The organism is Paenibacillus sp. ALE2 (assembly GCF_054113385.1).
The window spans coordinates 1,513,180-1,537,608 of record NZ_CM134213.1; the positions used below are offsets into that span (position 1 = coordinate 1,513,180).

The 24,429-nt window shown below is 48.7% G+C and carries 22 protein-coding genes; all 22 read right to left on the reverse strand.

Annotated features, from left to right (window positions below; genetic code table 11):
• Positions 1-2: 2 nt before the first annotated feature.
• The 22 genes from pabA to ACXHJ1_RS06525 all read right to left on the reverse strand — a co-directional run bounded on the left by pabA (position 3) and on the right by ACXHJ1_RS06525 (position 24,406).
• Positions 3-578, reverse strand: coding sequence for an aminodeoxychorismate/anthranilate synthase component II (gene pabA / locus ACXHJ1_RS06420; protein ID WP_102997558.1), 576 nt, complete (start codon positions 576-578; stop codon positions 3-5).
• 5 nt (positions 579-583) lie between these two features.
• Positions 584-2,206, reverse strand: a complete 1,623-nt coding sequence (locus ACXHJ1_RS06425) for an anthranilate synthase component I family protein (protein ID WP_019685744.1) — start codon at positions 2,204-2,206, stop codon at positions 584-586.
• Between the two features lie 129 nt (positions 2,207-2,335).
• Positions 2,336-3,274: a cysteine synthase A gene (cysK, locus tag ACXHJ1_RS06430; protein ID WP_016818901.1), complete on the reverse strand. Its 939-nt coding sequence runs from the start codon at positions 3,272-3,274 to the stop codon at positions 2,336-2,338.
• Between the two features lie 238 nt (positions 3,275-3,512).
• Complete coding sequence (locus ACXHJ1_RS06435) at positions 3,513-4,463, reverse strand: peptidyl-prolyl cis-trans isomerase (RefSeq protein ID WP_457905810.1); 951 nt, start codon at positions 4,461-4,463, stop codon at positions 3,513-3,515.
• A gap of 20 nt (positions 4,464-4,483) precedes the next feature.
• Positions 4,484-5,368 (reverse strand): Hsp33 family molecular chaperone HslO, encoded by an 885-nt coding sequence (gene hslO / locus ACXHJ1_RS06440; RefSeq protein WP_457905811.1) that lies wholly within the window; start codon positions 5,366-5,368, stop codon positions 4,484-4,486.
• Positions 5,369-5,585: 217 nt separating this feature from the next.
• Positions 5,586-6,353, reverse strand: a complete 768-nt coding sequence (locus ACXHJ1_RS06445; protein WP_430187154.1) for a type III pantothenate kinase — start codon at positions 6,351-6,353, stop codon at positions 5,586-5,588.
• 6 nt (positions 6,354-6,359) lie between these two features.
• The gene (nadC, locus tag ACXHJ1_RS06450) at positions 6,360-7,250 is read right to left on the reverse strand and encodes a carboxylating nicotinate-nucleotide diphosphorylase (protein ID WP_457905812.1); all 891 of its coding nucleotides are present in this window, start codon (positions 7,248-7,250) and stop codon (positions 6,360-6,362) included.
• Positions 7,240-8,853 carry an L-aspartate oxidase gene (gene nadB / locus ACXHJ1_RS06455; protein WP_090891342.1) on the reverse strand — a complete coding sequence of 538 codons (1,614 nt, stop codon included), beginning with the start codon at positions 8,851-8,853 and terminating at the stop codon, positions 7,240-7,242. Before nadB ends, nadC begins: the two co-directional genes overlap by 11 nt.
• A 280-nt stretch (positions 8,854-9,133) precedes the next feature.
• Positions 9,134-11,173: an ATP-dependent zinc metalloprotease FtsH gene (ftsH, locus tag ACXHJ1_RS06460; RefSeq protein ID WP_017427052.1), complete on the reverse strand. Its 2,040-nt coding sequence runs from the start codon at positions 11,171-11,173 to the stop codon at positions 9,134-9,136.
• A 97-nt stretch (positions 11,174-11,270) separates the two neighbouring features.
• Positions 11,271-11,810 carry a hypoxanthine phosphoribosyltransferase gene (gene hpt, locus ACXHJ1_RS06465; RefSeq protein WP_013368693.1) on the reverse strand — a complete coding sequence of 180 codons (540 nt, stop codon included), beginning with the start codon at positions 11,808-11,810 and terminating at the stop codon, positions 11,271-11,273.
• Between the two features lie 47 nt (positions 11,811-11,857).
• Positions 11,858-13,306: a tRNA lysidine(34) synthetase TilS gene (tilS, locus tag ACXHJ1_RS06470; protein WP_107735124.1), complete on the reverse strand. Its 1,449-nt coding sequence runs from the start codon at positions 13,304-13,306 to the stop codon at positions 11,858-11,860.
• Positions 13,307-13,372: 66 nt separating this feature from the next.
• Complete coding sequence (locus ACXHJ1_RS06475) at positions 13,373-14,311, reverse strand: protein kinase domain-containing protein (RefSeq protein WP_016818909.1); 939 nt, start codon at positions 14,309-14,311, stop codon at positions 13,373-13,375.
• Positions 14,295-15,044 carry a vWA domain-containing protein gene (locus tag ACXHJ1_RS06480; protein WP_016818910.1) on the reverse strand — a complete coding sequence of 250 codons (750 nt, stop codon included), beginning with the start codon at positions 15,042-15,044 and terminating at the stop codon, positions 14,295-14,297. Before ACXHJ1_RS06480 ends, ACXHJ1_RS06475 begins: the two co-directional genes overlap by 17 nt.
• Before the next feature lie 126 nt (positions 15,045-15,170).
• A complete protein-coding gene (gene spoIIE / locus ACXHJ1_RS06485) occupies positions 15,171-17,678 on the reverse strand; it encodes a stage II sporulation protein E (protein WP_019685739.1) in 2,508 nt (835 codons plus the stop codon).
• A gap of 506 nt (positions 17,679-18,184) precedes the next feature.
• Positions 18,185-18,700 carry a S1 domain-containing RNA-binding protein gene (locus ACXHJ1_RS06490; RefSeq protein WP_013368688.1) on the reverse strand — a complete coding sequence of 172 codons (516 nt, stop codon included), beginning with the start codon at positions 18,698-18,700 and terminating at the stop codon, positions 18,185-18,187.
• A 123-nt stretch (positions 18,701-18,823) separates the two neighbouring features.
• Positions 18,824-19,153 (reverse strand): FtsB family cell division protein, encoded by a 330-nt coding sequence (locus tag ACXHJ1_RS06495; RefSeq protein WP_013368687.1) that lies wholly within the window; start codon positions 19,151-19,153, stop codon positions 18,824-18,826.
• A gap of 4 nt (positions 19,154-19,157) precedes the next feature.
• The gene (yabQ, locus tag ACXHJ1_RS06500; RefSeq protein ID WP_016818912.1) at positions 19,158-19,736 is read right to left on the reverse strand and encodes a spore cortex biosynthesis protein YabQ; all 579 of its coding nucleotides are present in this window, start codon (positions 19,734-19,736) and stop codon (positions 19,158-19,160) included.
• Entirely contained in the window at positions 19,733-20,017 is a 285-nt protein-coding gene (gene yabP, locus ACXHJ1_RS06505; RefSeq protein WP_107735125.1) for a sporulation protein YabP, read from the reverse strand. The genes yabQ and yabP overlap by 4 nt, the downstream gene beginning before the upstream one ends.
• A 179-nt stretch (positions 20,018-20,196) precedes the next feature.
• Positions 20,197-20,475: an RNA-binding S4 domain-containing protein gene (locus ACXHJ1_RS06510; protein WP_016818913.1), complete on the reverse strand. Its 279-nt coding sequence runs from the start codon at positions 20,473-20,475 to the stop codon at positions 20,197-20,199.
• Positions 20,475-20,747, reverse strand: coding sequence for an HU family DNA-binding protein (locus tag ACXHJ1_RS06515; RefSeq protein ID WP_007428028.1), 273 nt, complete (start codon positions 20,745-20,747; stop codon positions 20,475-20,477). Before ACXHJ1_RS06515 ends, ACXHJ1_RS06510 begins: the two co-directional genes overlap by 1 nt.
• A 333-nt stretch (positions 20,748-21,080) precedes the next feature.
• Positions 21,081-22,580: a bifunctional methyltransferase/pyrophosphohydrolase YabN gene (gene yabN / locus ACXHJ1_RS06520; protein WP_107735126.1), complete on the reverse strand. Its 1,500-nt coding sequence runs from the start codon at positions 22,578-22,580 to the stop codon at positions 21,081-21,083.
• A 167-nt stretch (positions 22,581-22,747) separates the two neighbouring features.
• Positions 22,748-24,406, reverse strand: coding sequence for a putative polysaccharide biosynthesis protein (locus tag ACXHJ1_RS06525; protein ID WP_457905813.1), 1,659 nt, complete (start codon positions 24,404-24,406; stop codon positions 22,748-22,750).
• Positions 24,407-24,429: the final 23 nt, after the last annotated feature.

Sequence of the window (24,429 nt, forward strand, 5' to 3'; positions counted from 1 at the left end):
AATCAGACGCCTACCTTGCGTTTTAGGAAATTGCGCAACAGTTGATGCCCGTAGTCCGTAATAATGGATTCGGGATGGAACTGGACTCCTTCTACGGCAAATTCTTTATGCCGCAAACCCATAATTTCACCCTCTGCGGTTTCAGCGGTAATCTCTAGACATTCAGGCAGGCTCTCGCGCTCTACAAGCAATGAATGATACCGGGTGGCTGTAAATGGAGAAGGCAGGCCTTCAAATACTGAGGTATTGTGATGGAGAATCGGTGACGTTTTGCCATGCATGAGACGATCAGCCCGGATAACCTTACCGCCAAAAGCCTGTCCGATGGCCTGGTGACCGAGACACACGCCAAAAATCGGAATCTGGCCTTTAAAATGGCTGATTACATCCAGCGATATTCCCGCTTCATTCGGCGTGCATGGACCCGGCGAGATCAAAATGTGATCTGGTGCCAGCTCTTCTATGCCTTTCACATCAATCTCATCATTCCGTTTTACGGTTACTTCTTCGCCAAGTTCACCCAGATATTGAACAAGATTGTACGTAAATGAATCATAATTATCAATCACCAAAATCATTAGACTCACCCTCCTGTGATACCGCTCCTGCTCAAAGCGGCTTCTTCTTCCCCACATTGTACCGCCTTCATGACAGCTCTGGCCTTGTTCCGACACTCGCGATATTCTCTGTACGGGTCTGAATCAATGACGATACCCGCACCTGTCTGTAAATAGGCAGTATTGCCCTGAACAGCTAATGTTCTTATTATAATATTTAATTCCATATTACCATTATAGTCAATCCATCCAAGGGACCCCGTGTAAGGACCCCGACGGACGGGCTCTAACTCTTCAATAATTTCCATCGTACGCACCTTAGGAGCTCCGGTAATGGTTCCACCCGGGAAGGTAGCAGCAATTACGTCTATAGCTGTACGACCCGTGGCTAACTTCCCCTCAACCTGAGAAACCAGATGCATAACGTGCGAATAATATTCGACCGTCAGCAATTCAGGAACATGCACCGATCCGTATTCAGCAATCCGGCCGATATCGTTACGCTCCAGATCGACGAGCATAATATGCTCGGCTCGTTCTTTTTCACTTGATAGAAGCTCTGCGGCCATAGCGGCATCTTCATCCGGTGTTAGTCCCCTTCTTCTCGTACCTGCAATAGGTCGAGCACTCACACGTCCATCTTCCAGCTTCACCAGCAATTCCGGTGAGCCACTGACGATCCGCAAATCTGGCATGCGCAGCATCCCCATATAAGGGGAAGGATTCAGCAGACGAAGCCATTCATATATATTCTCAGGAAGGGCTGCAAGCGTACGTTGCTGACGAATCGACAAGTTCACCTGAAATACATCTCCTTGAGCAATGTATTCCTGCACACGTTTCACAGCATGTTCAAAATCTTGTTGACTGAATGCCGTTTTCCAGCCTTCAGATTCCTGGTGAACAGCCTCTAATCCTTTTTCGGACAGCCGAGCACAACGAAGAGGGTAAGCCGGATCAGTCTCTCCCGCATGTATAATGTTCTTCCACTGAGTCAACATGCGTTCTGTACGTTGGACCGCTTCCGCATAATGCTTGCCAAGTATCGATGCGGTCTCATTCAACATAACCTCATTTGCCAAATCAGTCTGACTACTGAATTCACTCAAGCGGACAGGGTTAGGCATATGAACAGCACAGTATAGGCATGATGTTTCATGATCATAAATCCATAGCTCATTCACCCGCATCCACACATAATCAGGTATATCGGTATCGTCTGCAGCTTGAGTTGGCAAACGCTCTAACGAGCGAGCTACATCGTAGCCCAGGTAGCCTGCAAATCCCCCAGAGAAAAAAGGCATGCCAGGTACACGTGGCGCACGGTAAGGGGCGATCCAATCGTTCATGACTGTCAAAGGTTGTCCATGTATAGCACCATGCTCCCCGCTTTGCAAATCAGTCCAAACTGCTTGTTCTCCCTTGCCTTCCAATATAGCAACCGGATTCAAGGCCAGATACGTATATCTTCCACCTTTAGCGCTCTCCAGCAAGAAAGCATATGGCGCCGAATCCTCCCAAGCCCTCCGCCACGATGGAGGCAATCCGCCTCCGGGCAATGGGTACTCAGCAATATAGGGAAGCATACTCCAGCCCTCCTTCTGCCAGGTTTGCCACTGCGCCTCCGTCACTCTAGCTGTCCATTTCATCTGTGTGCGCTACCCCTTCCATTACTTTGCCAAAAGTCTGCATTCTTCTCGTTACAAAGAAACCCTCATCCCCCGGTTACAGGGGAAATGAGGGTTTCCTTACGTATAGTATACACAATTACGACATAATTACAGCTCGAAATTGTATAGTGGTGTACTCAGATAACGTTCGCCATTACTTGGAATAATGACAACAATCCGCTTACCCTTGCCCAATTGCTTAGCAAGCTTCAAGGCCGCGTGAACAGCCGCGCCAGAAGAAATACCGGACAAAATGCCCTCTTCCTTGGCCACTCTACGCGCTACCTCGAAAGCTTCATCGTTTTCTACATGAAAAATTTCGTCATAGATATCGCGGTTTAGAATTTCGGGAATAAAGTTGGCACCCAGCCCTTGAATTTTGTGAGGTCCTGGCTTGCCGCCTGCTAGCAATGGGGAAGAAGCGGGCTCTACAGCGACGATTTTAATATCAGGGAATTCTTTTTTAAGCACTTCTCCAGCACCGGAAATAGTTCCACCAGTCCCTATACCTGCTATAAAAGCGTCCAGAGTGCCGCCAATGGAACGAATCGCTTCTACGATCTCAGGACCCGTCGTTTCACGGTGAATTTTGATATTAGCTTTGTTCTTGAACTGCTCGGCAGCGAAATAATCCGGGTTTTCGCTCAATAGCTCTTCCATTTTCTTAACAGATCCGTTCATACCCTCTGAGCCAGGTGTTAACACAAGCTCGGCTCCATAAGCACGCAGCAAATTACGACGCTCTATACTCATCGTTTCTGGCATAACAATTACTGCTTTATACCCCTTCGCAGCAGCAACCATAGCCAAGCCGATTCCTGTATTACCGCTAGTTGCTTCAATAATGGTACCACCCGGCTTAAGCAGGCCTTCACGCTCAGCTTCTTCAACCATACTAATCGCAATACGATCTTTTACACTGGAGCCTGGGTTCTGATATTCCAGTTTCAAATAAATTTCGGCGCTATCTTCCGGTACGATCCGGTTGAGGCGAACGAGGGGAGTCTCCCCGATAAGGTCGGTGATGTTATTAACAACTTTAGCCATGATAATTCCTCCCTGACTGTAGATGATATATTAAAAATTGCGAAAACATATTGTAGATGATTCTAGGTAAATCATTCTTCGTGTTATGCCGTTCATTTAATTTCCGATAAAAATAGTTGGTTTTATAAGCTAATCATAACAATCTTCAATTCCATTGTCAATACGAGTAAATAAGCCAATGCTGTTCGCCCGCGTTATCCGCACCGTGCTTCCTTCAGATCTAGATTCTTTTACGACGCTATAGAGAAGCGGAAGGTTCCTCTTTCCCAGATAAAATACGAGCTCCATATTTATCACGCAGACTCTTCTCGACCTCATCCAAAGGAGCGGCTTGTGCAAGCGCAAGCGACCGGCGAATTTGCTGACGAATCTGCCGCTTATCCGAAGAACTCTTTAGCCTGACATCCTGTACATAAATGACCGCATAGCCATCGTTAATGGAGATGGGACCTGCAACGTCCCCGGAGCTTAGTTCTCTTGCCGCTTTCATGATCGCCTCCGGTTGATATGGGTCATATTCATCCACCCATCCTAGCTGTCCGCTATGATCCTCGCCGAGAAGATTACCTGAGCCTGAATGTTCCCGAAGCAGCGTGTCGAAGCTTTCTCCTTGCTTAACCCGATCCAGCAACACCTCTGCTTCCTCTGCTTTGGCCACATAAAGAGCTGCCAGTTTGATCTGCTTACCAACGGCAAATTCCTCAGGGTGCTGTTCCCAATACTCGTCAATCTCCGTTTCCTCAACCTGAATACCTTGCGTGGCTATTTTCTCCAAGCCAATTCGGTACTCCGCTTCATTCCGCAAGTCAACCGGATCTAGGCCAAATTGTCGCTGCATTTCCTCAAAGTAGGCGTGTTTTGAGTCGTACCCTTTGCTATCCTGCTCCAGCACCTGCTGTAAATCCTCTTGGGTGATCTTGATACCGAGACGCTTGGTTTCAGCCTGCACGGCTTTACGATTCAACATTTGCAACAGCGTATTCGTTCCATATCGCTTTTTCAGTTCCGCTACCCACTGTTCCTCCGATATGCCTTCCTGACCCATCTCCGCCACAGTATGATCGCCGTCATCCTTGCTTACATCACCCGGCTTTAACAGCCCCCGAAGCATGATAAGACCACCCAAGGCGGCGACGCTAACGGTCAGAATAATGACAGCTGTCCATAATCCCTTTTCCCGTGTAGTCATCGCTTACACCGCCTATCCGGTTAGGCCTTGGCTTGATCTAACAGATTTTGCAATTCATCCTTATTAAACTGATAAGCCTCGTTACAAAAGTGACACACGACCTCAGCCTGTCCTTCTTCCTCAATCAATTGCTTCAATTCACTTTCTCCCAGACTGATCAATGTTTTTTCTACGCGCTCGCGTGAGCACTCACATTGAAAATGGATATCCATTTCATCAAGGATTCGAACGTCCGGCAGCATCCAACGCAGCATTTCGTCAAGCTCTAGCCCTTGATCCAACAGAGCGGTAACGGGTGGAACTGAGCCGACTGCATTTTCGATAGCAGTAATCTCATCATCATTCAGGCCTGGAAGCAACTGAATAATAAACCCGCCGGCCACTATAACGGAGTTATCCGTATCTACCAGCACACCCAAACCCACCGCTGACGGAGTCTGTTCGGATTTGGCAAAATAATAGGTAAAGTCTTCACCAAGTTCACCTGAAATAATCGGGATACTACCGCGGTACGGCTCTTTTAATCCCAAATCCTTGATGATATGAATAAATCCCTCTGTACCTACTGCACCCGCTACATCCAGTTTGTCCATACTATTGCTTGGCAAATGCACATGGGGCTCAGTAACATACCCTCGCACTTCCCCTACAGCATTGGCATCCACGACGATTTGACCAATCGGCCCATCACCTTTGACTTGAATGGTCAGTCTTTCTTTGCCTTTGAGCATGGAACCCATAATTGCACCTGCTGTGAGAGTTCGTCCCAAAGCAGCAGTTGCTGTAGGATAAGTATCATGTCTTCTCCGCAATTCCTCTACCAATTGAGTTGTCCGAACCGCAAAGGCTCTAACCCTTCCATCCATGGCTGTGCCACGAATAAGTCGATCCTTCTTATTTTCCATATTGATATCCTCCCCTATTATCCAAGGCAGCCATGCTGCTTATTTTCGTTAGTATTTCCTCATCCTTGAAACATCATTTCCCACTATATAAACAACCTGCCTTAACAGATCACCGAATTGTTCAAAAACGTAACATATTTCAGTATAGACGAAAAACGCCGCTAATCCAAACCGATAAGATCATCGGCTTGACTCAGCGGCAACTTATATCCACTTTTTATTCGGCGTTACGTTGGTAAATGATGCGTAATCCTTCGAGCGTCAACATCGGCAACACTTTCTGAATGCTCTCTGTCTCTGATGCGATTAGCTCTGCAAGACCTCCGGTAGCAATAACTGTAGGTTCCGCTTGCATTTCTTCCTTAATGCGCCTCACAATGCCATCCACTTGCCCAGCGTAACCGAAAATAATCCCGGCTTGCATGGCATGGACCGTATTCCGACCAATAACCTTTTTGGGTTTCTCCAACTCGATACGAGGGAGCTTGGAAGCCCGTTGATACAGTGCCTCTGTCGAAATGCCGATACCCGGCACAATGACTCCACCCAGATAGTTTCCCTTATCGTCAATACAATCAAACGTCGTCGCCGTTCCAAAATCCACCACAACGAGAGGTCCGCCGAACCGTTCTACAGCCGCAACAGCGTTCACGATCCGATCCGCACCTACTTCACGCGGATTCTCGTAACGCAGGTTAAGACCGGTCTTGATTCCCGGTCCGACGATTAACGGCGTTTTGCCTATATATTTATCGCACATTTCCTCTAATACACGGACCAACGGCGGAACGACAGAGGAAATAATAACTCCCTGAATGTCAGCCTTTAATACGCCGCCCATACTAAAAAGATTATGTATGAGTACGCCGTATTCATCCGCTGTTGCCTGTCTGGAGGTGCTGATCCGGTAGTGGTGCAACAGCTCGCGCCCTTCATACATTCCTAGAACAATATTGGTATTACCTACATCCACTACAAGAATCAATCGGTGTCACCTATCTTTCTTAGCGTTAAGGTCAAGGCTGATATCCAGGTTATGAAAAGAGTATGTCAGCCTGCCTACAGAAATCACATCTACGCCGCTCTCAGCCATCTCACGCACTGTATCCAACGATACATTGCCTGAGGCTTCTGTTTTGACGTGTCGGGCCTGTTCACGAATGAAGCGAACGGCTTCCTTCATATCTGGGACGGACATGTTATCCAGCATAATAATATCCGCCCCAGCCTCCAGAGCTTCCCGGACTTGCGTCATGTTTTCCGTCTCTACTTCGATCGTCATTGTATGCGGTATATGCGCGCGCGCTCGGCTGACCGCCTGTGCAATCCCACCCGCGCCCTTAATATGATTATCCTTAATCATAACCGCATCGTACAGACCAAAGCGATGATTCGAGCCGCCACCTACACGCACAGCATACTTCTCTAACAGTCGATGTCCTGGCGTTGTTTTACGTGTGTCCACCAAGCGCGTGGAAAGTCCATGCAGTTGATCTATAAAAGTCCGCGTCCGCGTTGCAATACCGGACATCCGCTGAAGTAAATTTAATGCCAATCGCTCCCCAGTCAAAATCGCATGAGTACTCCCATTCACTTCTGCCAAAACGCTCCCCTTTTCAATCCATTGGCCATCGGTCACCAACGGAGTGAACGACAAGGAAGGGTCCACTACTCGAAATACAAGTTCAGCCACAGGTAAACCCGCAATCACGCCGCTCTCTTTGGCATGAATGACAGCCTTGGATTGGTGACCCGGCTCAATCGTCCAACGTGTGGTCACATCGCCAGAACCTGTATCTTCTCGCAGCCAGCTGCGAATTTGTGCCGTCAGTTCTTCCTGATATCCGCTAAACTCTCCATAAAGCTCGCTGTTAGATGTCATGAACGCTCTCCTCCGTTATGCCTTGCTCACGTCTCTGCTGGACATGCTTTCGCCACATGCGATCATCTGTCTCAGGGAAGTCCTCACGATAGTGTGCTCCCCGGCTCTCCTCACGCAGCAACGCACCATCTGCTACTAATAAAGCACAGGTGAGCAAATTGGCAAATTCGATCTCTTCCCGGCTGGTGATCACAGCCTGAAAAACAGGCACTAGCCCGTGTAGCTCTTCTAAAGCTGCTTGCAGCCCTTCACTATGCCGACGAACTCCAGCATAATGAACCATCGTTTCTTGCAGCTTATGTCGCTGTCCCACGACGGATGAAGCCTGGAACTCTGCACGGTTATCACTGTAAGATATCAAAGTATGGCCGACCAGCGGTGGCAATGAATGCAGCCGCTCGATAATCCTACTGGCGAACACAATAGCTTCAGATAGCGAATTGCTCGCCAGACGATTAGCACCGTGAACACCTGTGGAAGAAGTCTCTCCACAAGCGAACAAACGCCTAACGGAGCTTTCCCCGTATAGATTAGTCTGGATACCACCCATCATATAATGGGCAGCAGGAGCAATAGGAATCCAGCCTGTCGTCATATCCAACCCATATGACAGACATGTCCGATAAATCGTTGGAAAACGTTGCTTTACCCGCTCAGGCGGCTCGTGTGTAATATCCAGGTATACAAACGTAGACTGAGTGCGTTCCATCTCATGGATGATCGCACGAGCTACGATATCTCTGGGTGCAAGCTCCTGCCGGGAATCGTACTTGTCCATGAAGCGTTCTCCATGAATGTTGCGTAACACGGCCCCTTCTCCCCGTACGGCTTCGGAAATTAGAAACCTTGGAGCGCCCGGATGGCACAACGCCGTAGGATGAAACTGTACGAATTCCATATCCCGTACAACTGCCCCCGCACGATAAGCCATAGCAATACCGTCCCCAGTTGCGATATCCGGGTTAGTCGTGTAACGGTATAATTGCCCGCTACCTCCTGAGCACAAAATGGTTGCATTGGCAGTGATATACGACCTTTCTCCATCTGGCATTTGAACGAGGGCCCCAATACACTCACCATGCTCAGTCAGCAGGTCAATGACCATGCACTCTTCCCACACCTGAATACCGGGATGGGCGACAACCTGCTGTGACAAGGCACGCACGATTTCATAACCGGTGGCATCTCCATTTGCATGCAAAATGCGACGATGACTATGCGCCCCCTCTCGGGTTAGCGCTAGTTCACCATCCACACGGTCAAAGGCTGTCCCCAATCGTATTAACTCTTTAATACCTTCTGGGCCTTCATGAACAAGCGTTCTGACCGCCTCGGGTTCACACAGACCTGCACCAGCAATCAGAGTGTCTTGCATATGATAAGCCGGTGTATCCTCGTCCGATGTGACAGCAGCAATGCCGCCTTGAGCATAACGTGTGTTGCTTTCCATTAAAGTTTTCTTGGTAATCAGCAACACTTTCCGATTCTCCGCAGCCTTAATCGCTGTATATAAGCCCGCAATACCGGAGCCGATGATTAAGACGTCGGCTTCGTATTGGGTCAATTCCGCTACATCAAAATCAACTAGATATCTTGGAATCATGCCTTTCACCTGATTTCACAGAAGAATAGCGCACACCATAGATCGTACAGTATGCGCTCACGGATATGTTCAAAATGATAGTAAGTCGATTGCAGCGGCTGTTGGCCTTTTAAGCTAGGAAGGCGACAGCCGTTTATTTAACAATAAATGTACACAACGTTCCTGTGTCTGTCAAATCACGTCAGCAATAATCTTCCACATTTAAAAAAGCTTCGGGAAACCAATAGGATCTGGTTCCCCGAAGCTTACATATATGCTTATTCAACTATCCACCAGATAATCAGGTTGTTGTCGGTGGAGTACCGCCGGAATTGCCTGAATTGTTATCATCCTCTGGTTTTTGCAGATTAGGGATATCGTTCGGTTGATCTGTTGTATTCTTAGGCTCGTCATCCTTACCTTGAATACGTACACGAACATCACCGATGTTGTCGATCACAGGCTCACCGTTTTCCGGTGTTCCTTCTCCCTCATTCGTATTGCCGTTCAAAGAACCTGTCTCGATCAAACGTTTGATTTGTTCAAGCTCCAGAGTTTCTTCTTCCAACAAGGTTTGAGCGATCAAATGAACCTCTTTCGAATACTTCGTCAAGAGTTCTCTAGCACGCTCATAGGAGTCAGTGATGAAGCGATTCATCTCCTGGTCAATCTCATAAGCGATCTGATCACTGTAGTTTTGCTCATGACCGATATCACGTCCAAGGAATACTTGACCTTGGGAAGTTCCGAACTGCATCGGGCCGAGCTTCTCACTCATACCGTATTCCACGATCATGCTACGCGCAATGCCTGTCGCTTGTTGGAAGTCACTATAAGCCCCTGTTCCGATCTCACCAATAAACAGCTCCTCGGAAACACGTCCACCCAACAATCCAGTGATTTTGTCCAGCAATTCCTGCTTGGTTGTCAGCATGCGGTCTTCCTTCGGAAGCATGATGACATATCCGCCTGCACGTCCACGTGGAATAATGGTTACCTTGTGGACCATATCGGCATTCTCCAGGAAGTAACCGATAATCGTATGCCCTGCTTCATGATAAGCAACAATCCGTTTCTCGCGGTCACTGATTACGCGGCTGCGTTTTTCAGTACCTACGATCACGCGGTCGATAGCTTCGTCTACTTCTCGCATCGAAATATCTCTACGGTTGCGACGAGCGGCCAGCAAGGCAGCTTCGTTCAACAAGTTTTCCAGATCAGCGCCCGTAAAGCCTGTTGTACGTTTCGCAATGACGTCCAATTTAACATCCTTCGTTAATGGTTTGTTGCGTGCATGTACATGCAATACTGCTTCGCGACCTTTAACATCTGGACGGTCAACCGTAATTTGACGGTCAAAACGCCCTGGACGAAGCAAGGCCGGATCTAGAATATCCGGACGGTTAGTAGCAGCAACGATGATGATGCCTTCGTTTGCACCGAATCCATCCATTTCTACGAGCAATTGGTTGAGCGTTTGCTCACGTTCATCATGTCCGCCACCCAATCCGGCACCACGTTGACGTCCAACGGCATCAATTTCATCAATAAAAATGATACAAGGAGCGTTCTTCTTCGCATTCTCGAACAAGTCACGAACACGGGAAGCACCGACCCCGACGAACATTTCTACAAAATCAGAACCTGAGATACTGAAAAACGGCACTCCGGCCTCGCCTGCAACAGCTCTCGCCAAGAGTGTTTTACCCGTACCTGGAGGGCCCACTAACAGAACACCTTTTGGAATACGAGCGCCCACGGCTGCGAACTTACGTGGGTCCTTCAAGAATTCTACGACTTCGACAAGCTCCTGCTTCTCTTCGTCAGCCCCTGCTACGTCTTCGAAGGTAACTTTCTTCTTCTCTTCGTTATACAGACGGGCTTTGCTCTTGCCGAAGTTCATTACTTTGCCGCCACCGCCCTGTGCCTGATTAAACAGGAAGAAGAACAACAGGAACATGATCACCAAAGGAATGATAGAAGTCAAAAATGTCAGCCAAATGCTTTCGCCTTCCATTTTCTTCTGTACGTATTCAAACCCGTTCGTTTCGCTGGCATTCACCAGTTCACTTAGTGCTTGATCCGTTGGCGGAACGTATACGGAAAAATTGGTTGATTTAGCATTAGCCGGCTGCTTCTTATATGCACCGGTTACAAGATAGGCGTAACCGTCAAATTGGACCGTTACTTTAGAGATGTTATTAGCTTTAACCTCTTGCCGTAATTGGTCATATCTAGGGAGATCGGAGGCTTCGTTACTGTTGCTAACAAACTGAACGATACCCACCACAACTAAAAAAAGAATCAAATAAAAACCAGAATTCCGGATGAACCGATTCATCCCCTACCTCCTCTCGAGACACTTAAGTTATTTTACCATAGCCTGTAAGCCCTTCTCAACAAAGGACCCTATTTAGTCCTAGGACTGGAGGCTGAGATTAGCTGGTGTAGATTTCCGGCTTCAAAATCCCTATGTATGGGAGGTTCCGGTAGTGCTCGGCATAGTCCAGACCATAGCCGACAACAAACGCATCCGGAAGTGTAAATCCAGTGTAATCAGCTTCAAGATTAACTGTCCGGCGTGCAGGCTTGTCGAACAAAGTTACGACACATACCGAATTGGCATTACGATTTTTAAGCAATTCAATTAAATGTGTCAGTGTCAGACCACTGTCGATAATATCTTCGACAATCAGAACATCGCGTCCTTCTACGGAAGCGTCCAAATCTTTGATGATTTTAACGACACCTGATGATTTGGTGGATACTCCATAACTAGATACAGCCATGAAATCAAGTTCCAACGGCACTGTAATGGATTTAACCAAATCGGCCATAAAGATAAACGCACCCTTCAGCACGCAAATCACCAATGGGTTTTTCCCTTCATATTTCACGCTAAGCTGTGCGCCTAATTCCTTGATTTTACTCTGAATTTCTTCTTCACTGATCAATACTTCCTGAATATCATTTTGCAACGGTGTAAACCTCCTAAGTTTATACTATGAAAGCCGTTCCTGCGCAATTACCGGTGCCCCGGACTCTCTCGTCTTTGCCATGACATATATATAACCGAAGACGTGTGCTTTTGCACCGCAGCATGTACAGAACGTCGTACGCCCGGAATCCAGAGAACAACTCCAGAATGGTCGCAGACGATGGGAATAACGGAACGCATTGAAGGAGGTATTTTTTCATCAATAAAAATATCTTTAACCTTTTTTCTTCCGTTTAATCCCATTACATACATGGTATCTCCAGGTAATCGCGAGCGTACAGTCAACGGCAGAGTCAATTCATCTGCGTCGAACCATGCTTCTTCCTCATTCGCCGGATGTTGTCCATCCAAATAGGAAGCTCTTTGCCACTGGAGTATACCACCCGCTTCAGGCAACTCAAGCTCACCGGAAATAGGCAATACGCTCAGTCCATAGCTCCATTCACCCATAACGACTTGCGTACGGTCAAACAAAACCGCCTGGTCATATTCGCGGACTCCAACCGCACCGCCGCCCAAGTCCAAGCTCCATGTAGAAGTTGTCTCCTGGAGAAGTCTTAGTCGAACGGTCTCAATTTTACGAAAATCAAAATTTCCACTGTCCGAAGGCAGATAATTTAATATTAGTTTAATCAACCTCCGTTGTAAAGCAACGGATAGCTTACGGTATGATGCGATGGAAAACATGTACCTGCCATTATTGAAATGCACCATTTTCTCGTATACCGACAGTGTAGCTGCCTCCATAAAATCATTTTCGTCAGCCATCGTTTCGGCCAGCCGGTTCAGGGACGGTGTCAGTTGCTCATTATATTGCCCCAAAAAAGGAAGCACATCCATGCGGATGGCATTACGACGGTATTTGGTCGATAAATTAGTGCTGTCTGTCACATAGGAAAGACCATAAAAGTTACAATACTCAATCAAGTCAGCCTTGTACATACGAAGCAGCGGGCGAATGAGTTGCACATTTTTTTCGGTGCGTGCCAAACGCATACCCGCCAAACCCGCCGGTCCGCTACCGCGCAGCAAGTGCAAGAGGACTGTTTCCGCTTGATCATCGCCATGGTGAGCCATAGCAATATGCTGTGCCTCCCACTTCGTAGCCGTATCATGTAAAAAGCTGTACCGTAGCTCACGGGCCGCTTCCTGTGGACCCTTGCCGCTCTCCTTTATATAAGCGGGTGCATCAACCCGGATCATTTCAAATGGAAGCTTGAGCTTTCGGGCAATATTGCGTACCTCTTCAGCCTCCGCATCCGATTCCTCTGGCCTGAAGCCATGATGAACATGAGCGCAGACAAGTTGTAATGGCATATGTATAACGGATATTTCATGTAAAATGTGCAAAAGGGCCACCGAATCCGGTCCACCGGATACAGCAACCACAATGCGGTCTCCGGGGCTCCACAGGGAATGTTCCCGCGCCAAAGCGAGCACTTCCTGTACAACACCGGTCGGTTTTGTTGTTCCCATTCACGACCCTCTTTTCTCCCGACCGTAAAAATGATGATCCTATGTTATCTTATGTAAGTCATGCTGCTACCTTAACGCAATCCAGAGCGCTCCAGCAAGCAGCAAAAGCGATACCGTGAAAGCATATCCCAACCAGCGTGGATTTCCTCTTTTGACAGATGATTGCCTGACATGCGCGGAAGCCAGACGCGACCAAGCTCGGGCCGCTGCACGAGTATCGGAGTATTCGCCACGTACTGCACCCAGCAGCCATTCGGCGTAGGGGCGTAATACACGACTGCGACGAATAATGACTGTCAATTCTGCCGTATTACGTAGCTGCGGCAGCCTACTCGCAGCCGCCTTTAACGATTCGCTCTCCAAAATATGAACCGTTAAAAGAGCAAAGGCAAACAGATCATACTGGGGATCAGCATTTCGGCTACCAGCATTCCAAAATCCCCTATCGTACCATTCTGTAAATTGTTTAACACTCCGACCTGCAAGGGACACGCCACCATAATCAATCAACTCAGCCTCTCCATAGGCATTGACCAATATATTTTGAGGCTTCAGGTCGCCAAACACCCATCCTGCCTGATGGAGATCGGCCAGACGATTCAGTATGCCAGTCCCAGCCACACCATACCATTCAGACCCTTTGGCTGCCACAAATTTATGAAGCGGATCTCCTTTAACGTATCGCATAACATAAAAGGGGATCTCCCCATTGCGTAACACTACATCATCCACTTCAAACAAGAAGGAAGGATTCCCATTCCGCTGGAGGGCAGCCTGAGTCCCTTGAGACTGTAATGTGGTCAGCACATTAATCTCCGATTGCAGATCAAGCGTGTTCTTTCCCATTTTGAGAGCAAATTGCCGATCGGCCTGTGCTTCTTTTACCAAATATACAGTTCCGTTCGCTCCCCGGCCCAGCAAGCGCTGGATGACATAGCTACTCCGCTTCCACTTGCCCTTGATGACCGTTCCGGGTGCAAGAACGGGATCAGACGACGTAGTCACCGAGCATCCCTTCTCCTTTGCCATAGGATTCTTCCAGATCTTTCTGTTCCCCTAGTGTAACATATCGGTAATAATCAATCACTTGTAAAATGGCTGGTCCTGTCGGTGTCGCTCCTTTCATCCGCAAGCGTCCGAATATCGATTTGATCTGGTCTAGCTCAGAGGTCCACCCGATATCCATGACTGCGTCTTCTCCCATTCGTCCACCCGGAAAATGAAATACAGATATACGGCTGAGTCCGCTTCTGGACTGTAAACTGAGCAGCAAATCGCGGATACTATCCTCTACAGCAGGCAGCTTAGGCTTCATGCTTGCACTTGCATCAATGAGTAAGGCAATTTCCAGAGGGCTTGTTTCTGTCAGTTCATCCATTACCTCAACTACCTGGGCTCGTTTGGCCGGAGGCAGTTCACCGATATGCCGGGCGCCGCCCTCACCCAAAATGTGCGTTAACTCTCTATTAACCGCCTGCTGAATCGTTTGAACCACTGTTTTGCGCGTCATCATTTGCATGGTTTGCGCCAACTGCTTCGTACCGACGATTTGGCTAAACCCTCCCCCTGCTTTAGCAATTTCCTGAATCTCTGCGCTCCCAAGCTCGCCGATAGTTCCATAATCTATGACTCCGGCGACGTTCACTGTAATTCCCTCACGTAAAGCTTGGGCAGCCGCCATCACTGGGCTAACCCCTACGTTAGAGCATCCATCTGTAATGATCAAAATTTGCTTCATCGCTTTTTGACCTCCGCTTCCTCTTAATCTATTCCGATAGATTCTATCTTTGCCTAATCCGGAACGATTCAAACGAAGGATGCAGATTTTTAAAAATGAATAAGCAATTTCCCGGGCAATGTGAGTCTAGCTCACCGTCCGCGGACGTTCCAACCACCTCATGCCAGGTACATGAAGGGTGGCCCACTCTGGGCGAAAGTGATCTATTTTACTAACAACTACAGTCATATCATCATAGATTTGATTTTGTTGATATCGAATAACCCGTTCTAGCAAACAGTCGGCCAGTTCCTGCGGGTCCTCACTTTCAATCTCTTGAATCATGCGTTTCATCCATATTTCTTTATTGACTGCATAACCCGGTGAATCGTATATACCGTCTGTTATCATAATGAGAATATCTCCTGGCTGGAGCTGCAACGACACCAAATCAACTTCGATATCCTGTATAATGCCAATCGGTAAATTGCTGGCAGATACGGGAATGACCTCCTCCCCCCTTTTAATAAAGCTTGGTGTAGATCCAATCTTCATAAAGGTTGTCCGAGCCGTATACTGATCAATCAGCGCCATATCCACCGTAGCATACATTTCCTCAGGTGATCGGAGCATCAGGACAGAGTTAACCGACTTGATCGCTAATTTTTCGTCCATACCTGATTGCAGTAGTTCTTCCAAAATGTTAAGTGCTGCACTGCTCTCTTGCTGCGCACGCTCTCCGTTCCCCATACCGTCACTTAAAGAGACTGCGAAAGTCCCATTCCCTAACTCCATCATGCTGTAACTGTCTCCTGAGAAGAAATCGCCTCCTTTGGCCGCACTAGCTACTCCTGTAGCAATCTCATACGTTTTAGCAGAGCCGAACATGACTGTAGCCAAGCCTTGGCGGCGATCTGCCGCCGTTTCGCGCATGACAGCTATATGCTCGTCCAGTATGTCCGACAGCAGTGGAGCAATGATTTTCCGACATTCATCAAATCCCCTTGTATAGGCATGGACAATCTCTATTTCAACCTGACCTGCATCCAGGCTAATAATCTCAATGGATTGAATGGACAAGCCGAGTCGATCAAGAGCCTCTCGGATTTGCTCTTCCTGCCGATGCATGGTCTGCCCTTCTCGCTGAATTTCCCGCGCTAAATCCTCCATAATTTGCGATACACCGGATAGCTGGTCAGCAACAAGCTGACGACTATCGTATACTTGGCGCTTCCACTGCATATTATGTTGGTAGAGACTATACTGCTGCTTCATTACCTGCAGGACAGCGCCCGTCTTGGCACATGCCTTGCTCCATTGTGGCGGCATCTGCTCCGGCTCCAAATCAGGATTATCCTCAATGGCGCTCATCATTTCCGTCATATACTGATGGGTTTGCATAAACTTGCCGTCCCAGCACTGCTCGCACTTAAAGCAAGAGGCACAGGTTCCTTCCGCCACCGCATTCATAAAGTGTTCCATTTCTCCGTCCGGTTTTGCTCCCTCACTCGCAGATATCTGATGGAAGCTGCGCGATAGCTGGCTGAATACACGGGAAAATTTCGTCACCCGCTCGGCAGTGAGATCACGAACTCTTTTGGCATATTCATGCTGGGACTTGGCGTGATCCTGCGTACCAGGGACATAGGTAGAAACCGCTTTAAAGAAACTTTTTGGAGTCATTAAAAATAATAGAATTGCCGCGCAGCTCTCCCAAGTTGATGTCAACACGTCCCCAGTCCCATCCAAATAGATCGTCAAAATGGAGGAGCCCAACAGCATGCCAAGGGCCACTGCACCTTTTCTCCCTTCACGCAGCATTCCTGCCAGCAAACCTGCAAAAGCAAGTAGACTCATCTGCACAATTGCGGACATATTGGCCAGGCTTAAAATTAAACCGGTAATCACACCGACCGAAGCACCCAACGAAGCACCTCCCACCAAAGCAAACACCAAGACCAAATATCGTGAAAGCACATGATCGACAGACAGTGAATGAACGGTCCATCCTACTGCTCCCGTCATCACAGAGGCTAATAGAATAATCAGACACAAAATTTCTTCGTTTTTCAATTGGCTTGCCTTCTTGCGGTACGTAAACAGCGGTATGGCCTGTGTGAACACCAATGTAAGCATAAAACTGAGCACCGCATCCGTTCCCACAATGACAAGCTCATACCATGTAAAAGCCGGAGCCATCACGGCGTTAAATAAATTGACCATAAACACAGACAAGAAGACCATAAGCGGGGCATAGGATAATTCCAGACGATCGAAGGTACGTAGCCCGCGATACAGGAGATAAAATACGATTAGCTCACCACCAATCATGAACAACGATGGATAAGGAGCTAACAGGCTGCCTAGCACAACGGATACAGCTACAGGCAGCATTAGATCACGCCGAAGGAACGTAATGACCGCAAAATAAGCGAGGGCAAAAGGAGAAAGCTCGTCCAAAATCGTGGCGCGTCCCAGTAGAACTCCCATAGCTGACAATAGCAGCATCCATCTTTGCGCGGTTACCCATTGCACCATTTTATGTGAATCGAGCCGTTTCTTGAGTCTGGAAGGCCAACCTTCCGTACGCTCTTTGGATTTGGACTTTCTAGATTTTAACCCCGGAAAATGTACCACGTTCCATTTCTCCATCATGCGTCAGGCACCCCATTCATCAATTTGATGTTCCCATCTTAAACCGGAACGATTGAGAAAGTTTGTCAGAACCTCACGTCTTATTCCAAGAAATTTCCGACAAAAAAACGTGCCGCGCGAAAGGACAGAGCATCCCCCTGTACATCAAGCTGCGCCCGTATGGAAGCAGATGGAAGTTGTATCACTCCACGCCTTGCACGGCCTCTGTATGTCGTCCACCCTGATGCCCAGACTAGCGATTTGCACAGAAGATAGACGGAAAACCGTTGGAGTTTGTCGGACGATTATGCCCACACGACAAAAAAAACATCCAACATTTCAGTACGATGCTTCTACTCTTCTTCATGAAACTACTAATCTTAAAAATGTGCCTGTACACCTTCGCCCAAATGTATTGCCCGCAGCCACAGCTTGTCGCATCTCTTGTCGGTAGAACGCAAAAAAACCGTAGCAGTCTTTCGACTGTACGGTTTTCCGTGTATGGTTGATACGGTTGTCAAAGTGAATTAAACACGCTTCGCGCCGCGTCCTCCGCGTTTACCTTCGGTGTTCTTTTTCAGCGACGAAATGCGTTCCTCACTATCTTTCAGGAAGCGTGACATTTTATCCTCAAATGAAGGTTTACCCGGTGCAGGCTTGAAAGAACGGCCTCCACGATCGCGGTTGAAACCACCACCGCGTCCCTGACTTGGACCTGAACCTCCGCCGCCAAAACGGTCTCCTCCGCCTGGTCCTCCTGTACGCTCCGGTCTTGGAGCTCTTGGGGGACGGGCTTCACTTGCCGGCTTATCAATCGTTTGCTTAATGGAAAGTCCGATTTTGCCATCTTTGTCAACATTAATGACTTTCACCGTCACAACATCATTAATCTTCAGGTGGTCGTTAACATCCTTAACATAATTATCGGCGATTTCCGAGATGTGAACGAGACCCGTGACACCTCCAGACAAATCCACAAATGCTCCAAAATGCGTGATGCCTGTCACTTTGCCCTCTAACTTGGTGCCCACTTCAATTGCCATAGAATAAAATGATCCTCCCTTAAAATATACAACCGATTTTTTTGCAAAAAAATCCCGCTGTGGTGATTTGATTATACAAAATGGCGGAACCAAGGTCAACTAAGCATTGGCCCGATAATGCCTCTATTTTTGATCTCCGATGATTGGCGTCTCTTCCGGTTTGTAAAGACCGTACTTGCTTCTAGCAATTTCTCCAATGTACTCAGGGTCCTTGAGACGATTCACTTCGGTTTGAAGCTGTTGTTCCGTTTGTGTAGCAGCTTGCTTCTGTTTTTCCTTCTGGGTGAGCTGTTCACTTCGATCGGCCATGATCATGCCTTGAGAAAAAAAGGTGAATATGGCCCAACTACCAAAGGCGGCAAGCGATAGCAACCAAATCATGATTCGCCTGCGCCCGCCCGCATTGGACTTGGACGTAGGAGATGAATGGCGATCTACAGACGAATTACGCATGATACTACCCCCTTCCAAACCATCTTTTTGCTGTATTTTTCAGTCTGATACCTAGCTTTATGAGCGGATCTGGCGTCTTCCAGCGCGCTATAAGCGGACGGATCAACCAAAGAATCGGCTTCCAAACCGGCATCAGGATGTATATCAGCATCCTTCCTAGGAACACAATAAGTGCCCATGTCCATCCGACCAGCTTGCGTAACAGCCGATACAGCGCTAACACCGGAAGAACAATCAGGATGCGCAGTATGCTGTTCACGATCAACGTCAGTCTGCGAACGATCTCTATTAACATTACCACAAAACGTTGGGTTGTAACACTAAAGGCCCAAAAATAGAGCCAAACCCCCAAAAGTAGTCCTAAAAAGACATAAAACCGCAGCTCACCGCGATTACTCGCGTATAGCACACGGAAAATAAACAAAGCCGAGGCCACCCAATACAGCACGTCCAACATATGAACACTCCAACGGGCAAAATGAAAGCGGATTGACAGCACCCGGTAGCTGTCAAATACCACTCCCATCGCTATGCCCGACAATAGCATCCACGTCAATGTCAGCCATTGTGTGTAAGGGTTCATTTGAAGAGCTTGCCGAATAGGCTTTTTCCGTTTTTGGCCGGGGCCCCAGGCTCTAGGTAGACGAGGGAAATAATCAGACCTTCAATGGACAGCAGCCCCTCTTCCAGACTGAGGTTTTTGATATGTAAATGTTGTCCGCGAATGGTGAGATGGCCCAGCTCGGTCTGAAGCAAAAACTCTTCACTGTCAAAGCTCTCCACATTGCTGACGCCTGAAATGTCGAGCTGCTTGCGGCTTTGCATGCGCAGATCATGGTGCTTGGACTTCCCTTGTTCAATCATGGCATGTACCCCTCCTTCTGTTCTTAGCTTATGAAGGGGTGGGCATGATTTAGAACCGCATTGGTTATTCACGAGCATATATTAGACGAAAGCTCATTATCCAAAAGAAAAAAGCATCCCTTCATAAAATATGAAGGAATGCTTCTATGTACAACGTTATGAGAAAATCAGATGTCTGCTTACCAGTTCAAACCGTTGTCCCTGGCAATAGGCTCTTCCTTTACCAAAGTGTACATACTTGCAGCCTCGTCCTTGCGTGTAGTGTCGGCGAGCCGTTCCACTCGCACGGTCACCAGCTTCTGGCCAAATTGGACGGTAATTTCATCGCCCACTTTGACCGCACTGCTCGGCTTGGCTTCGCGTCCATTCACCAGCACTCTCCCTTGTTCAGAGACGTCCTTGGCTACTGTACGACGCTTAATCAGCCGCGAGACTTTCAAGAATTTATCAAGACGCATTAGTTAACGGCTTCTTTAAGCTTATTACCGGCTTTAAAAGCAGGAACGGTCGATTCTGGAATTTCAATCGTGTTGCCGGTTTGTGGATTGCGGCCTGTACGGCTAGAACGCTTGCGCGTTTCGAAAGTACCAAAGCCGATCAGTTGTACTTTGTCGCCACTCGCAAGTGCATCTGTAATTTCACCAAGTACGCCATTCAATACAGCTTCAACGTCACGTTTGCTCAAACCGCTTTTGCTGGAAATATTGTTGATCAGATCTGTCTTGTTCATAAGATAAAAGCCTCCTAAATGTCAAAAAATAATCATCACGCTACATATCCATAAATGGAGCAGACGTGAGGTCCAACTGTGGCCGTAGCCTTTCTGAATACTACTGTAACATGTTAACTATAGGCTACAGTTATTTTCAGAATTATTACAAGTTATTCGGGCTTGTCCTTAAAAATCCTGCAATGACAGGCGTTTTTTATTCGACCCCCAGTTAAGCCAACATCCTACTACAAAACTCTGCCCATTGGCAAGTCTGCTCAAGCTGGGCGTGTTTTCAACCCTGCTTATGTCTCATTTTACTGGCCCATACAGCCAAAGATCAAATCTATGGAATCAATCTCTATCAAGGAGCTTTTTCGCTTCCTGCCAGTAGGTCTCCATTTCATCTACACTGCTGTCTTCGGGACGACGTCCCTGCTCGCGTAATTTCTGCTCAATATACTGGAAACGGCTCACAAATTTGCGATTAGTGGCTGACAGCGCCTCCTCTGGATCTACTTCCATGAACCGGGCTGCATTCACGGCAACAAATAACACATCTCCCAACTCCAGCAACTGAGCTTCCACGGAATGCCCTTCCCGAACCGCTTCCTTCAACTCAGCCACTTCTTCGTCCAGTTTATCAAATACGCCTTCAATGCTATCCCAGTTAAAGCCTACTTTAGCTGCTTTTTTCTGGAGCTTGTACGATTTCATAAGAGCAGGTAGATCACGGGGAATCCCATCCAGCACGGAAGGGTCTGCTGCCGTTGTACCTTTAAGTCGTTTTTCCTCAGCCTTCATCTGTTCCCAGTTTTGCAGCGCCTCTTCCGCATCATTCGCTTGATTATCACCGAACACATGCGGGTGACGGAAAATAAGCTTATCGTTCAGCCCTTGGATCACATCATAGACATTGAAGGTTCCGACTTCCTCTTCCATTTGGGCATGCAGCAAAATTTGTAACAACAGATCGCCGAGCTCTTCCTTCATATGCTCAGGATCATCCTCATCTATAGTTTCAATGACCTCATACGTTTCCTCGATCAGATTTTTGCGGATCGATTGATGTGTCTGTTCGCGATCCCATGGACAGCCTTCTGGACTGCGCAAAATATCGACAATCTCATGTAGACGGTCAAAAGAACGCCGTTTCAGCGCCTCATCCTCACTGCGAGGTATGTACACCAAGGATAGGTTCCCGTAGCCCTCTACTCGATCCAGCTCGTACAGCGGCACCTTGTGGACTGCTTCCTCACCTTCTACCCCAAGCGCGTGGCCGACATACACCTCATAATCGTCAGGATACCGCTCCATCAAGCACAGCTTCACATCGGAAGCCGTAAAGGTGTCATATACCTGTCCGATCAGCGTGTGCAACTGAGGCTGGAGCCAGCTCGCATCCAGTGTACCTGCATCCAACAGCTGGAAACCCTCAATCGGATCAAAACCAAGACGCACAAAAGCCTCATCCAGGAAACTTTCGCCCCCCAAGATGTTTAGTTCAATCCCTTGCGCAGGACAACGCTCCTTGAGCAACTGCACCGCTGCTTCCGCCACCATCGGGTGACCGGGAACCGCATAGACGATTTCGCTTCCGTCTGCCGCCTTAGCAGCTGTTGCCATCAATTGACTGGTAATTTCCTCGTATACCTCTGGAAAAGATTCCTTTGTCTCATATACCGCATCAAATGACTCAAAGGCCACTTCAAACTCATCCAGCACTTGAACCGCCGGATGTTCCTTGGTTCGCAGATATAGCGCTGAAGCCCCCCGCATTTTGTTCAATATCCCTATCGTAAGCTGATCGGGGTCTCCCGAGCCCAGACCTACGATCGTTAATGTTACGCTCATATCCAATCCTCCGTTCCGCAAAAGCAGGATTCATGCTCGGAAAAAACACCCGGCGCAATCCAATCCAGCTTCCGCTTCCTTTGCTTTGGCATTTACTATACCACAAAGTTGTATAGGCTCATAAAATGGCTTGCGCAGCTGTCGCGCGGTAAGTCGTATAACCCCGGCTAAGCCAGTACACGCAGTCTGCGCAGCACGGCTGCCAGCGGGCGTCCGAGCTTGGGCACTGCCACAAGCTCGGCTTCCGTGATCAACCTCAAGCGTGCGAGGCCGATCACGAACACCACGGCGCCTGCGGCTACTCCCAGCAGGCTCTCCGCCGCTGCCGTGGCACGACCTTCGGCAGCCCATCCCAAGGCACCCAGCACAGCACTGGTGCCCCACATCGCCGCCCCGGCTGCACCAGCCAAGGCGACAAGCAATGCCGCCGGTTTGAGTACACTGGCGGACCAGCTCCCGCGCAGCCCCACCAAGCGGGCCAGCAGCGCGATGTTGATCACTGCCGCCAGCAGATAGGCGACAGCCCCCGCAATGGCGGCACCAGCCGTGCCTAGCTGCGGCACGAGCAGCCAGTTTAGCAGCGCCTTGGCTGCTGCGGCCGCGAGCATCGCCAGAGCTGGCGCACGAACCGCGCCAAGCCCTTGCAGTAGCGCAGCCGAGATGATGCTGAGCGTGCCTCCTACGGCGGTCAGCGCCATCCAGCGCATCACCGTGCTGCCGGTGTCGTCTGCATACAGCATCACATTGACGGGCACGGCCAGCACGATCAAACCTGTCGCAGCGGCTAGTCCCAACAGCCAAAACCAGCGCAGCGATTGCTCACACTGACGACGTGCCAGCTCCGTACCTCCGGTTACCCGAGCCTCAGCCAGCGAGGGTATGAACAATGCCGACAATGTGGTGGCAAACATCATGACCAGCTGTACTAGCGGAAGCCCCCGGTTATACACGCCGAAGGCCACCATAACCGCCGTATCGTCCAAGCCCTCCTGCTTTAACAAGCGAGGGACGGTAAATGTATCTACCAGGTTAATTAACGGAACGGCTAGCGCTCCAAGGCAAACAGGCAAGGCATAACGTAGCAGCGCCTTTAGCAAAGCGCCGTTGCTTTCCGCTGGGTGAAGCTCACCAGTCTGGGCTTGCACTGTTGTCATCGCCGTCTCTTGCCGCCTAAGTCTCTTTCTGTGACCTCGCCAATACAACAGCATGATCACCAAGCCCGCTGCTCCGCCTGCTGCTGAGCCAAACACTGCTCCAGCGGCTATCATATCCGCCCCTGCTCCTTGTGACAGCATGAACAGCAACAATATGATCATCACGCTTACCCGTATCGCCTGCTCCGTCACTTGGGAGACCGCCGTTGGAATCATATTTTGCAAACCTTGAAAATAGCCTCTCAGTCCCGCCATAACCGGCACGAACAAGAAGGCAACCGCTGCCGCCCTCACCGATGGAATGACGTGAGCATTGTCGATCCACTGGCCGATTAGCGGCGCACACGTATACATCAGCAGCCCCAGAATCAATCCGAATATGCCCAATACAAGCGAAGATAGCAGGGCAACACGTTGCCCTGCTGCCCGTTTCCCCACAGCCTCATACTCAGCTACAAATTTGGATACAGCTACCGGGAATCCAGCAGCTGCAATGGTAATGAACAGCGTATAAAAAGGATAAACCGTATTATAAATGCCAAACACGCCGTCGCCGCCAATATTTTGCAGCGGGATTTTTTGCAATGTGCCGATCAGCTTGCTTGCTACCGCTGCCATTGTCAAAATGACAGCACCCCGTAGCAGCCGCGAAGCGGCGCGATTTTCCTGCATTCTCCGTCTCCACTCCCACCTGG